We start from the raw sequence: 12,579 nt of genomic DNA on the forward strand, positions 1-12,579 counted from the left end.
AGCCCCGCCGTCAGCCCCAGGGAGGGTTGGGCGAGGGGAGGACGGGCTGCTGCCCGCGGCGCTTCTCCTCGCGGCGCTGAGCCCTGCGGCGCCAGAACCGGCGGATGCGGGAGGCCAGGAAGATCACGAGGGCGAGACCCACCACCAGGAGCGTCCCGGCGAGGGTGGCGGCGATCCACGGATGGAAGATCGCGAAGGTGACGACCCCCGCGACGCCCAGGTCCTCGGCGGCGCTCAGCGCGATGTTGCTGAACGGCTCGGGGGAGGTGTTGACCGCCATCCGCGTCCCGGCCTTCACCAGATGGCTCACCAGGGCGGTCGAGCCCCCGATGGCACCGGCCGCGATCTCCGGGAGCGAACCGCTCTCGCCGGCCAGCAGCGCCGCGACCACCGCGCCCGCCACCGGCCTGACGACCGTGTGCACCGCGTCCCACGCGGTATCGACATAGGGGACCTTGTCGGCGATTGCCTCGCAGAGGAAGAGGACCGCGACGACGACGAGCACGTCGGTGCGCTGCAACGAGGCGGGCACCTCGTCGCTGACACCGGTCGCGCCGAATATGCCGAGCAGGAGGACCACCGCGTACGCGTTGATCCCGCTCGCCCAGCCGCTTGTGAACACCAGAGGGAGTACCGACACGCAGGCGATCGTAGCCAGCGGGTCCGGCCCTCCGGCAGGGCGCGGGAAACCCGGCTCTGAGTACGCGTACTCAGAGCGCGGGATGAGTAGCCGCACGGATGGGCCGTGACCTGCCGGAACGGCAGAGTGGGTGACCACGGAAGGGGCGCCGCCCCGCCACCGCCGGCACGGGGCGGCGGGGCGGGGTGGCAGCTCCCTTCCGAACGGGGGTGCGCGGCGGAGGACTTCGGGACCACGGGGGACACGGGGTCACGGGGGACGGTCCTCCGGCAGCACGGAAGGCGCCGGTCGGGCGGGCTCGGGGGACGGGCCACGCGCGACCGGCGCCTTCGTGCGTACGGGGTGTTCAGTGCCCGCTGACGCGGCCGCGCAGCAGCAGGGACAGCGCCGAGTGCACATCGTCGATCGAGCGCTCCGGCTGGAACGCCTGCCAGTCCAGCGCCGCCACCAGCACCATTCCGACGAGCGCCGCCGCCGTCAGCGGCACGTCGATCTCCTCGCTCAGCTCGCCGCGCGCCACGCCCTCCGCGATGACGCCCTCCACCACGGCGACCGCCTCCTGGCGCACCACCAGCAGCGTGGACTGCCAGGCGCGGTTGGTGCGCCAGAGCTCGGCCACGTACAGCTGGGTGAAGGCCGGATAGCGGTCGATGAAGACCAGACCGGCCCGGATCATGGCGTCCAGCGCCTCGACCCGGCTGCCGCCTCGGGCGCCGGTCGCCTCGGCCGCCGCGCGCAGCGAGGAGGTGAGGAGCCCGACGCCGTGGCGCAGCAGCTCCTCGAAGAGCTCGGTCTTGCTCTTGAAGTTGTAGTAGACCGTGCCCTTGGCGACCCCGGCCCGGTCGGCGATCTCGTCCACCGTGGTCGCCGAGAAGCCCTTCTCGGCGATGAGGGTGACGGCTGCTTCGTAGAGCCTCTGCCGGGTGGCCTGGCGGCGCGCGCTGCTACTGCTTTCCATGGACCTGATTCTCACAGGTCCCGGCACGGTCACAGGCTCAGCTCCGGATGCAGCCGCTCCAGTGTCCACATCTGCTTGCGGCGGGCCGACAGGGCGGTCAGCGCGAGCGCCCCGGCGGTGAAGGCCACGAGCACCGCGCAGCCCTGCCAGACCGGGCCGAGCCCGCCGCCCGTGATGAGCCGGCGCAGCCCCTCCACGACGTAGCTCATCGGCAGGTACGGGTGGATGGCGTTGAAGAAGCCGGGACTGGTCTGTACGGGGTAGGTGCCGCCGGCCGAGGTCAGCTGGAGCATCAGCAGTGCGAGGACGAGGATGCGCCCGGCCGCGCCGAAGCAGGCGTTCAGCCACTGCACGATCGCCGCGAAGCAGCAGGTGACCAGTGCCAGGAAGCCGAGTGTCCCGGCGGTGTGCGCCATGTCCAGGCCGGGGCCCCAGTGCAGGACGGACATCAGCGCGGCCGTCTGGAGCAGCCCGATCCCGGCCACCGGCAGCCAGCCCGCGAGGGCGATCCGCCGGGCCGGTGCCCCGGCGGCCAGGGCACGCCGGCTGAGCGGCTGGATCAGCATGTACGCCACCATCGCGCCGACCCAGAGGGAGAGCGGGATGAAGTAGGGCGCGAAGCCCGTGCCGTAGTTCGGGGCGGCGTGCAGCGACTGCGAGGCCAGCCGTACGGGGTCGGCCATGACCTCCGTACGGGCGTCGCGGTCCTTCTTCCCGTAGTCGGGGATCTTGTCGACGCCGTCGCCGAGCCCCTGGGCGAGCGTGGTGGACCCGTCCTTCAGACGGACCAGCCCCTGGTCGAGACTGGTGGCGCCCTTCTTGAGCTTGCCGACGCCCGTGTCCAGGTCGGACGAGCCGGTCTTCGCGGTGCCCAGCCCGGTGTGCAGCCGGTCCGCGCCGGTGGCGACCTTGTGCGCGCCGGTGTTCAGCGCGTTGATCTTCTTGACCGCGGCTTCCAGGTCCTCGTCCAGGTGCGGGGAGCGCGCGGCGAGTTCCTTCGCCTGTTTCTCCAGCGTGGTCAGCTGGGTGCGGAGTTTCTTCAGGTCCCCGTTCTGGTTCTTGACCAGGGCGTTCACATCGTCGGCCACGGCGGCGACGTCGTCCGCCGCCGTCACGGCCCGCTTGAGCGGCGGGCAGACGGTGGGGTCGGGGACCGGCTGCTCGGTGCAGCGGGTGCGGTGGATCGCGGTGAGGTCGTCGGCGGCGGTGTGCGCGGCGGTGGCGGCGGTGGGCGCCGCCTTCACGAGCAGGTCCAGATTGTCCCGTACGGTCTTCGACGAGTCGGCGACCAGCCGGGCGGTGTCGCCGATGGTCCTGCCGTTGTCCTTCAGGAACGGGCGCACGTCGGCGGCGACCCCGTTGACCTTGTCGGCGAGGAGCTGGGTGCCGTCGGCGACCTGGCGCGAACCGGTCTCCAGGTCGCCCGCGCCCTTGTCGAGCTTCACGATCCCGCCGGCCAGCTTGCCGCTGCCCTTCTTGGCGTCCTTCAGCCCGTCCGCGAGGTCCTTCGAGCCCTTCTTCGCCTTGCCGGTCCCGTCCCTGAGGTCGGCCGCGCCCTTGGCCGCCTTCGCCGTCTCGTCGTGCAGATCGGAGAAGCTGATGAAGATCCGGTCGAGGAACCCGCGCGAGGCGTTGGCGGACGCGGCCGTGCGGACCTCGGAGAACACCGTCCGGGATATCTGCCCGACGATGTAGTTGTTCGCGTCGTTGGTACGCACCTGGAGCGCGCCGGTCTCGGGGGAGTCACCGGCGCTGGAGGCGATGCGCGCGCTGAAGTCGGCGGGCATGCGCAGCGAGAGGTAGTACCTGCCGTCCTCGACGCCCCGGTCCGCCTCCTCGGCGCTCACCTCGTGCCAGTCGAAGGTCTTCGAGTCGAGGAGCTTGCCGGTGATCTGGTCCCCGGCAGCCAGGCGCTTGCCGTCGGCGGTGGCGCCCTTGTCGTCGTTGACCAGGGCGACCGGGATGCGGTCCAGGCGTCCGTACGGGTCCCAGAAGGACCACAGGTACAGGGCGCCGTAGAGCAGGGGGAGCAGCAGGAGTGCGGCGAGGGCGGCGCGCGGCAGCCGGCCCCTTCCGAAGCGCCTCAGCTCAAGCGCGGCCAGTCTCGGCGAACGCATCGGCCGGTTCCTCCTCGTGCGTGGTGGCGTGGGTTTCCGGGGCGGTGCCCGTGCGTACGGTGACGGCGCCCTCGGGGGCCTCGCTGCAGACGGCCAGGACGGTGGTGCCGGCGGCGGCCACGGAGCGCAGCAGTTCCCAGACCTCGGCCCGCTCGTCGTCGGACAGCTTCAGATCGGTGTCGTCCACCGCGAGCAGCCGGGGCCGGCCCATGAGCGCGAGGGCCACGGACAGCCGCAGCGCCTCGGTCCGCTCCAGGTCCCGTACGGCGGTGCGCTCGGCCTTGGGCAGCGTGGCGGGGTCGAGCCCGGCGGCTTCCAGGGCGGCGTCGATCCGGGCGCGGGCGGCGGCGGCCCGCTCACGGGGCCGGCGCAGCAGGGCGCGCGGGGAGCCGTCGTAGCGGCGCAGGAGCAGGGCCCGTTCGCGCAGGTGCTCGGCGACCGTGAACGCCGGGTCCAGCTCGCTGACCCCGGGCACCGGGCCCAGGGCCGCGAGGCGGCGGACGGCGGCGGCCCGGCGCGGCAGGGCGAGACCGGCGGTCGCGGCCTCGCCCTCGGTGGGGCGCATGCGGCCGGTGAGAGCGAGCAGAAGGCAGGTGCGGCCGGAGCCGGACGGGCCCTCGACGGCGATCAGGGCGCCGGGCTCCGCGCGGAAGCTCACGCCCCTGAAGGCCCAGCCGCGCGGCCCTTCCAGGCCCAGGTCCTCGGCGGTGACGGCCGCCCCGTGCGGACTCTCCACGCACCCCACCCCTCATTTGAACTGACTGGTCAGTTCAAAAAGTAGCCCGAACTTGCGATCGAAGCAAAAGGCCAGGTCAGGGCGGCGCAGAGGTTAATTGTCAGTGGGGGCGGTCACGATGGATACAGACGGCCACAGAGTCGTCACCGAGACAGGAGGTTCTGTCATGGCCCACTCGTCCGCAGCCGCCGCCCCGCGACGCCGCGCAGACGGCCCTGCTCCCTCACCGACCGGCCCGGCCCGCGATGTCCACCCCGTCGTCCGGCGCACCACCGCACCGCCCGCCGCCCTCGATCTCCTCACCCAGGCCCGCGCCGGCCTGGACGAGGCAGCTGTCCTCTCCGTGCCCAACGAGCGGTACGCCACCGCCCACCTCGCCGCCCTGCGCACCGCGGCCGCCGTCCTCGCCGCCCGGGCCCGCCCCGAGCCCCCGCGCCGGCGCCGGGAGCCGATCCGCAGCGCCTGGGAGATCCTTCCGGAGCTGGCACCCGAACTCGCCGAGTGGAGCGCCCTCTTCGCCTCCGGCGCCGCCCGGCGGGCCCGCGCCGAGGCGGGCATACCCGGGGCGGCCAGCCGGCGGCAGGCCGACGATCTGCTGCGCGACGCCGCCATGTTCCTGCGCCTCGTGGAGCGGCTGCTCGCGCTCCATCCGGTGCTGCCGCAGCCGCGCGGGGAGCGGCCCGACGCGGGGTGACCGCGTGGGCGGCTCCAGGCAATAGGGTGGGCGGTACCTGTTACCTGCGCTGTTCACGCTCCGCCCCCGGGCGGCCCGTGCCGAGGAGTCAACTGCCGTGTCGGACCCGCTGCGCCCCCGTGCCTCCCTCCGTACCGCCGTGGTCTGGGAGGTCCTGAAGGACGCCCTCGACCGCCGGGTCAAGGCGACCGGCCGGGACGCCCTGGACGTGCTGGACACCGGCGGCGGCACGGGCAACTTCGCGGTGCCCGCCGCCCGGCTCGGCCACCGGGTCACCGTCGTCGACCCCAGCCCCAACGCGCTCTTCGCGCTGGAGCGCCGCGCCGCCGAGGCCGGGGTCGCCGACCGGGTGCACGGGGTGCAGGGCGACATCCTCGGCCTGTTCGACGTGGTCGAGCGCGGGGGCTACGACGCGGTGCTCTGCCACGGCGTCCTGGAGTACGTGGACGATCCCGCCGAGGGCGTCCGGCACGCGGTGGAGGCCCTCCGTCCGGCCGGGGCGCTGAGCCTCCTCGCCGCCGGTCTCGGCGGCGCCGTCCTGGCCCGCGCCCTGGCCGGCCACTTCAACGAGGCGCGGCACGCGCTGGGCGACCCGGAGGGCCGGTGGGGCGACGGGGACCCGATGCCCCGGCGGTACACCGCGGAGCAGCTGACCGAGCTGGTCACGGCCGCCGATGTCGAGGTGGGCGCCGTGCACGGGGTCCGGGTCTTCGCCGACCTCGTCCCCGGGGTCCTGGTGGACACCGAGCCGGGCGCGATGGAGGCCCTGCTCCGGCTGGAGGCCGCCGCCGCCGAACTGCCCGCCTTCCACTCCGTGGCCACCCAGCTGCACGTCCTCGGCACCAAGCGGGGCTGAACCCCCGGGGGGTTACCGGCGGGAGCGCGGCTGATCAGCGACGCAGCGGCAGACGGAGTACGCACCGACCGCCCCGTTCGGCGCTCCGGCCCCGTATGATCGGGGGACACCATCCGGCATGACGGATCGGAGGTTGGGGAATCAACTCAACAACCGAGCCGCCGTGGCGGCCCGGACTGGCTGTTTGGCAATGAGGGCGGGTTTCACCGGGGCGATTCCCTGCCTATCCTGGAAGGGCCGCATACCGGCCGCCCCCCGCGGCCGACGACGAGGAGGACTCCGTGCCGCTCTCGGAGCACGAGCAGCGAATGCTCGAGCAAATGGAGCGAGCGCTGTACGCCGAAGATCCCAAGTTCGCGACAGCGCTCGAGGGAAGTGGGCTGCGTACGTACACCCGGCGACGGGTCTACCAGGCGATCGCTGGCTTTCTGGTGGGTATCGCGCTCCTCATGGCCGGAATGGTCGCTCAGCAGATCTGGATCAGCGTGGTGGGCTTCCTCGTCATGCTGGGCTGCGCGGTGCTCGCGGTCACGGGATGGCGCAAGGCGCCCAAGCCGGGCGAACAGCAGTCGGTGCGCACGGGTGGCGCGGGTGACCGCAGGCAGTCCCGCCAGCGCCGGTCCGTGATGAACCGGATCGAACAGCGGTGGCAGCGCCGCCGCGACGAGCAGGGCCAGTAGACGACGAGCAGGGCCAGTAGACACAGAACGCTTCAGCTGAAGGGGCGGCCGCCAGGTGGGCGGCCGCCCCTTCACGCGTAGGAACGGGGCGCCCGCAGGCCCCGGGCCCCGAAAGACCCCACGCCGCCCGCGGCCCCCTCAGCTCTCCTGGCGGGACGGGCGGCGGGTCCACGCCGGGCGGGGTGGCAGGCGGAAGCGGGCGGACAGGGCCGCCCGGCGCCTGGACAGGGCCCAGGCCACCCGGACGGACGAGCGGGGGGCGAGGAGCGCGCGGAGGCGGACCGGGCGGCCGGCCGACAGGCCCAGACCGGTCCGTACCGCCCGCGCGTCCTCGGCGAGGCCCGACGCCGGGCGCGGCTCGGGGGCGTAGAGCACCTGCTCCACCGCTCCCGCGACCCGGTGCACCGCGTCCGCCGCCTCCGTGTCCAGCCGGCCCAGACGTACCAGCCGCTCGGCGGCCCGGCGCGGGGTCAGCGCCTCGTCCGGCGGAATGCCGTGGTCCCACGCCGTGTCGGTGACCTCCCGCCACACCGCCAGGGTCCGCGCGGTCGCGTCGGCGGGGGTGCGGCCGCCCGAGGAACCCAGGCGGCGGGCCCGCGCCCGCAGCCGCCAGAACATCGGCAGCAGGGGCAGCAACAGGACGAGCAGCACCGCGGCGGCCACGCCCAGCACGGTCCCCGTCGGCGTCCCCGGGTCCGTCGGCGCGGCGGCACCGGGCGCGGCCGACTGCCCGCACTCACCCTGCTTGCGCATCTGCGCGGGGCAGCTCTCCGACGCGGACGGCGTGGCCGCGACCGGCGCCGAGGCGTCCGCCTCCGGCCGGGCCGGGTCCGCCGTGTCACCGGTCGGCGCGTCGGGCAGGGTGTACGACGGGACGGAGCCCCGCGTCGGCGTCGGCTCGAAGCGCGTCCAGCCGATCCCCTCGAAGTACAGCTCGGGCCAGGCGTGCGCGTCGCGCAGACCCACCGAGTACGAACCGTCCGCCTGCGCGCTGCCCGGTGTGAAGCCCACCGCGACCCGGGCCGGGATGCCCAGCGTCCGGGCCATCGCCGCCATCGTGAACGAGAAGTGGACGCAGAAGCCCTGCTTGTCCTTCAGGAAACGGGCGATCGCCGCGCTGCCCGTACCGGAGTCGACCGAGGTGTCGTACCTGAACCCGCCGTCGGTGGAGAAGTAGTCCTGGAGCTTCACCGCCCGCTCGTACGAGTTGGCGGCCCCCTTCGTGACCTCGTCGGCCGTCCGCGCGACCACCTTCGGCAGCGAATCGGGCACCTGCGTGTACTCGCGCAGGAGGTCCGGCGGCACCGCGCCCGCGCGGGCGAGCTGATCGGACGTCGGCTGCACATCGAGGCTGGTCACCGTGTACTGCGCGCCGCCGGTGGTCTCCCCGTCGTCACCGACGAGGGTGCGTCCCTCCGGCTCGAAGCGCCACCGGCCGCCGACCCGCACCTCGGACGCCGGATAGGGCAGCGGCAGATACGTCTGCTTGTAGGAGGCCGACGCCGAGACGGTCGACCTGATCTCCGCGACCGCGACGGACGAGGAGAGACCGGCCGGGGTCGGCAGCCGCTTCGGCACGTCCTGGAGCCCGCGCGTCGAGGCACGCCACTCGTTCCCGTTGAACTGGTCCAGGGCCAGGATGCGCAGATAGAAGTCGCTCGGACTGCTCGCGTCGGTGCGGTACGACAGCACCTGCCGGTTCTCCGGCTGGTTCAGGTTGTCCTGGAGCGAGACCAGCGGGTTCACCGCGGAGATCGTGCCGCCCCCGCGCCCCTTGCCGCCCCCGCCGCCCGCACCGGCCAGCAGGCCGCCGTCGAGCGCCGGCAGCGCCGCGGGCACGACGAGCGCGATCCCGAGGGCCACCGCCCCGATCCGGCGCCCCGTGCGCACCGGGGCCAGCGCCCGGCCGCCGCCCGTGGTGTCGAGCCCGGCGGACGAACCCCGGGGCCGCGCGGCCCCCGCGAAGACCCGGCCCCACTGGGAGAGCCGGTCGCGCCCCTCGGCCAGCAGGAGCAGCAGATAGCCGCAGGCGGCCAGGAGGAACCACAGCCAGCCCGCGCCGCCCTCCGTCAGCCCGGCGGCCACCGAATACAGCGCCAGCAGCGGCAACCCGGCGGGCGCGGCGCTGCGGAACGTCACCGCCAGCGTGTCCACCAGAAGACCGACCAGCAGGACACCGCCCACCAGCATCAGCCGGATGCCCGGGGTCGCCGGCGCCGGGATCGCGTACCGCCCGACGTCCTCCCCGCCGACCGTCAGCAGGTCCACGAGCTGTCGCACGGCCTGCGGTCCGGGCAGCACGCCCGCCACCGCCTGCTCCCGGGCGAACGCCACGGTCAGCAGCACCACCATGACCAGCGCCTGCGCGGCGGCCGTCAGCAGCCGGGGCAACGGCACCCGGCGGCCCAGCACCCCCACCCCGCACTGCACGGCCAGCAGGAACGCCGCCTGCACGATCCAGCTCACCGGGTCCACCAGCGGCAGCATCGAACAGGACGCCATCAGCGTCGCCGCGAAGGCGGCCAGCGCCAGCCTCCCCCGACCGCTCATGTCCGCCCCCTCATGACCGACTCCCGAATCCCGCCGGACCGGCCGCGGCGCCGGAGCCGGCCACCGCACCCTGCCGGCCCGCCAGCCGCCACAGCTCGGCCAGCCGTGCGCCGGGCTCCACCGGCACCACCGTCCACCCCGACTCGCGCAGCTGCCGCAGCCGCCGCTCCGCCGCCTCCCGGCCGGCGGGCGTCTCGCCGTTCACCCAGGCGGCGCTGTCCAGGACGAAGGCCACGGCCCCGCCGCTGCGCTGCCGCATCCGGGCGGCCATACCCGTCTGCTCCTCGTCCAGATCGCCGAGGAAGGCGATCAGCAGGCCCTCGCCGCCCCCGCGCAGCACGTCGTGGGCGCGGGAGAGGCCCCCGCCGTCGGAGTGCCCGATCTCCGCGAGGGTGTCCATCATCAGCCCCGCCGCGTCCGCGGTGGCCTGCGTGGCACCGGCGAAACCGCCCTCGCCCTCGCCCGGCACCGCGTTCCCCGCGTCGGTCAGCAGCCGGACCGCGAAGCCGCGCTCCAGCATGTGCACCAGCGCGGACGCCGCCCCGGAGACGGCCCACTCGAACGCGGAGTCCGGCCCCGTCCCCCGGTAGGCGGTCCGGCGGGTGTCCAGCAGGACCGTGCACCGGGCGCGCTGCGGCTGCTCCTCGCGGCGCACCATCAGCTCCCCGTAGCGCGCGGTGGAACGCCAGTGGACCCGGCGCAGATCGTCCCCGTAGCGGTAACCGCGCGGGATCACGTCGTCGTCACCGGCCAGCGCCAGGGACCGCTGGCGACCCTCGCCGTATCCGGAGGACTCGCCGGCCAGCGGCACGGGGGGCAGCGGTTCGGTGCGGGGGACCACGACCAGGGTGTCGTAGGCGCTGAACGAGCGGGTCAGCTCGCACATGCCGAAGGGGTCGCTCAGCCGCAGTTGCAGCGGGCCGAGCGGATAGCGCCCGCGCAGGTCGGACCGGACCCGGTAGGACACCTCGCGGCGGCCGCCCGCCTCCACCCGGTCCAGCACGAAGCGGGGCCGCGGCCCGAGCACGTACGGCACCCGGTCCTGGAGCATCAGCAGCCCCGTGGGCAGCCGCGAGACGTTGTCCATGCGCAGGTGGACGCGGGCCTCGGAGCCGGCCGGGACGCGCGAGGGGGAGAGCCTGCGGGTGCCCGTGACCCGGTAGCGGGTCCGGTGGAGCACCGACACGGAGACCAGCGGCAGCACGGCGAGCAGCAGCCCGACCCGCAGCAGGTCGCCCTGGCCCAGCACATAGGCGCAGACCGCCGCCGCGATCCCGGCCGCGAGGAAGGACCGGCCACGGGTCGTCAGGCCGCTGAACGCGGCCCGCAGCCCGCCCTTCGCGTCGCCGTCCACCGCGACGGGCCCCGACGCGGCCATCACGGACGCCGCGCGCCGGGCTGCTGCGGGCCGCCGTACGCCGGGCCCGCCGGATACGCGGGAGCCTGGGGGCCGGAGCCGCCCGAGGCCGTGGGCACCGGGGTCTGCTGAAGGATCTCCAGCACCACCTGCTCGGCGGTGCGGCGGTTGAGCTGGGCCTGGGCGGTGGGCAGCAGCCGGTGGGCGAGCACCGCGACGGCCAGGGCCTGCACGTCGTCCGGCAGGCAGTAGTCGCGGCCGGCCAGCGCGGCGGACGCCTTGGCGGCGCGCAGCAGGTGCAGCGTGGCGCGCGGCGAGGCGCCGAGCCGGAGGTCGGGGTGGCCGCGGGTGGCCGAGACGAGCTGGACCGCGTATCTGCGGACGGCCTCGGCGACGTGGACCGCGCGCACCGTTTCGATCAGCTTCACGATCTCGTGCGCGTGCGCCACGGGCTGGAGGTCGTCGAGCGGCGAGAGCCCGCCGTGCACATCGAGCATCCGCAGCTCGGCCTCCGCGCTGGGATAGCCGATCGACACCCGGGCCATGAACCGGTCGCGCTGGGCCTCGGGCAGCGGATACGTGCCCTCCATCTCCACCGGGTTCTGCGTCGCCACGACCATGAAGGGGTCGGGCAGCTCGTAGGTGTGCCCGTCGATGGTGACCTGTCGCTCCTCCATCGACTCCAGCAGCGCGGACTGGGTCTTCGGGGAGGCGCGGTTGATCTCGTCGCCGATCACGACCTGCGCGAAGATCGCGCCGGGCTTGAACTCGAAGTCCCGGCGCTGCTGGTCGTATATGGACACACCGGTGATGTCCGAGGGCAGCAGGTCGGGCGTGAACTGGATGCGCCGCACCGAGCAGTCGACGGACCGGGCCAGCGCCTTGGCCAGCATGGTCTTGCCCACGCCCGGCACGTCCTCGATCAGGAGGTGCCCCTCCGCGAGCAGCACGGTCAGCGAGAGCCGCACGACCTCGGGCTTGCCCTCGATCACGGCCTCCATCGACCTGCGCACCCGATCAACGGTGGTGGTCAGATCTGTGAGGCTCGCTCGATCGTCATAGGTCGTCACCCCGGCCCTCCTCGGCCCCGCCCCACGCTCACCAGGAGCAGGGGATTCCCCAGTCACGGGCCGGCGCCCTCGTGCGGCCCGGCCCACCCCGAATTGCGGACACCGCGCCGGACGGCGTCCTGCGGGGTGTCACTCACGCATTCTTGTTGCCGTTACCGCTTCGTGTCACTCGCCTGTGGACAACAGGGGGCGATATGTCGGATTGGGTGATGATTTCGTCACCGGAACGTGGTGGTCCGGTGTCGGTCGGACCTTCGGTCAGGACCACTCGGACCTTCGGTCAGGAGGCGGGCAGGACCTCGCGCAGCTTGCCGGTGGTCACGTCGAAGACAAAACCGCGCACGTCGTCGGTGTGCTTGAGGAACGGCGAGGTGCGGGCCCGCTGCATCGACTGCCGCACATCCTGGTCGGCGTCGGTGTACGCCTCGACGGCCCAGGACGGCCGCTGCCCGACCTCGTGCTCCAGCTCCTGGCGGAAGTCCTCCGTGATCGACTCCATGCCGCAGCCCGTGTGGTGGATCAGGACGATGCTGCGGGTGCCGAGCGCCCGCTGACTGATCGCCAGCGACCGGATGACGTCGTCGGTGACCACACCGCCCGCGTTGCGGATGGTATGGCAGTCGCCCAGCGAGAGGCCGAGGGCCTTGTGCAGGTCGAGGCGGGCGTCCATGCAGGCGACCACGGCGACCTGGAGCACCGGCTTGGCGTCCATGCCGGGGTCCTTGAAGTCTGCTGCGTAACGGCCGTTCGCCTCGACCAGGCGGTCGGTGACGGTGGGGCTGGAGGCGGGGGAGTGCGCGGAAGTCGACATACTCAAGACGTTAGCCCGCACCACCCGCCCCCGGGCGAGAGGGAAGCGGACAAAAAACGTCAACAGTGCTTGTTGTGAGGTAATCCACAAGCCCGTCTCCACGAGCCCGC

The 12,579-nt window shown here is 73.6% G+C and carries 11 protein-coding genes; 3 read left to right on the forward strand and 8 right to left on the reverse strand.

Annotated features, from left to right (window positions below; translation table 11 throughout):
* Positions 1 to 10 precede the first annotated feature (10 nt).
* The 4 genes from ACIQZN_RS12745 to ACIQZN_RS12760 all read right to left on the reverse strand — a co-directional run bounded on the left by ACIQZN_RS12745 (position 11) and on the right by ACIQZN_RS12760 (position 4,451).
* Positions 11 to 640, reverse strand: a complete 630-nt coding sequence (locus ACIQZN_RS12745) for a DUF4126 domain-containing protein (RefSeq protein ID WP_403991503.1) — start codon at positions 638 to 640, stop codon at positions 11 to 13.
* Positions 641 to 986: 346 nt separating this feature from the next.
* Positions 987 to 1,598, reverse strand: a complete 612-nt coding sequence (locus ACIQZN_RS12750) for a TetR/AcrR family transcriptional regulator (RefSeq protein ID WP_403991506.1) — start codon at positions 1,596 to 1,598, stop codon at positions 987 to 989.
* 29 nt (positions 1,599 to 1,627) lie between these two features.
* On the reverse strand, positions 1,628 to 3,715 hold the full coding sequence (locus ACIQZN_RS12755) for a YhgE/Pip family protein (RefSeq protein WP_403991508.1): 2,088 nt from the start codon (positions 3,713 to 3,715) through the stop codon (positions 1,628 to 1,630).
* On the reverse strand, positions 3,687 to 4,451 hold the full coding sequence (locus ACIQZN_RS12760; RefSeq protein ID WP_403991510.1) for an ATP-binding cassette domain-containing protein: 765 nt from the start codon (positions 4,449 to 4,451) through the stop codon (positions 3,687 to 3,689). The genes ACIQZN_RS12755 and ACIQZN_RS12760 overlap by 29 nt, the downstream gene beginning before the upstream one ends.
* Before the next feature lie 166 nt (positions 4,452 to 4,617).
* Here ACIQZN_RS12760 and ACIQZN_RS12765 point away from each other — a divergent pair, with 166 nt between their 5' ends.
* From ACIQZN_RS12765 to ACIQZN_RS12775, 3 genes are all read left to right on the forward strand, one after another.
* Positions 4,618 to 5,145, forward strand: a complete 528-nt coding sequence (locus tag ACIQZN_RS12765; RefSeq protein ID WP_403991513.1) for an SAV_6107 family HEPN domain-containing protein — start codon at positions 4,618 to 4,620, stop codon at positions 5,143 to 5,145.
* Between the two features lie 97 nt (positions 5,146 to 5,242).
* Complete coding sequence (locus ACIQZN_RS12770; protein WP_265544812.1) at positions 5,243 to 6,001, forward strand: bifunctional 2-polyprenyl-6-hydroxyphenol methylase/3-demethylubiquinol 3-O-methyltransferase UbiG; 759 nt, start codon at positions 5,243 to 5,245, stop codon at positions 5,999 to 6,001.
* A 281-nt stretch (positions 6,002 to 6,282) separates the two neighbouring features.
* Positions 6,283 to 6,681 carry a DUF3040 domain-containing protein gene (locus ACIQZN_RS12775; protein ID WP_018104441.1) on the forward strand — a complete coding sequence of 133 codons (399 nt, stop codon included), beginning with the start codon at positions 6,283 to 6,285 and terminating at the stop codon, positions 6,679 to 6,681.
* 138 nt (positions 6,682 to 6,819) lie between these two features.
* On the opposite strand, the gene ACIQZN_RS12780 is transcribed toward ACIQZN_RS12775, so the two are convergent.
* The 4 genes from ACIQZN_RS12780 to ACIQZN_RS12795 form a co-directional block, all read right to left on the reverse strand.
* Positions 6,820 to 9,231, reverse strand: coding sequence for a DUF3488 and DUF4129 domain-containing transglutaminase family protein (locus tag ACIQZN_RS12780; protein ID WP_403991516.1), 2,412 nt, complete (start codon positions 9,229 to 9,231; stop codon positions 6,820 to 6,822).
* 10 nt (positions 9,232 to 9,241) lie between these two features.
* Complete coding sequence (locus ACIQZN_RS12785) at positions 9,242 to 10,609, reverse strand: DUF58 domain-containing protein (protein ID WP_403991519.1); 1,368 nt, start codon at positions 10,607 to 10,609, stop codon at positions 9,242 to 9,244.
* Positions 10,609 to 11,658 (reverse strand): AAA family ATPase, encoded by a 1,050-nt coding sequence (locus tag ACIQZN_RS12790; RefSeq protein ID WP_403991521.1) that lies wholly within the window; start codon positions 11,656 to 11,658, stop codon positions 10,609 to 10,611. Before ACIQZN_RS12790 ends, ACIQZN_RS12785 begins: the two co-directional genes overlap by 1 nt.
* Before the next feature lie 280 nt (positions 11,659 to 11,938).
* Positions 11,939 to 12,469, reverse strand: a complete 531-nt coding sequence (locus ACIQZN_RS12795) for a carbonic anhydrase (RefSeq protein ID WP_018104445.1) — start codon at positions 12,467 to 12,469, stop codon at positions 11,939 to 11,941.
* Positions 12,470 to 12,579: the final 110 nt, after the last annotated feature.

Source organism: Streptomyces sp. NPDC097595, from assembly GCF_044761525.1.
GTDB classification, from domain to species: Bacteria; Actinomycetota; Actinomycetes; order Streptomycetales; family Streptomycetaceae; genus Streptomyces; species Streptomyces drozdowiczii_A.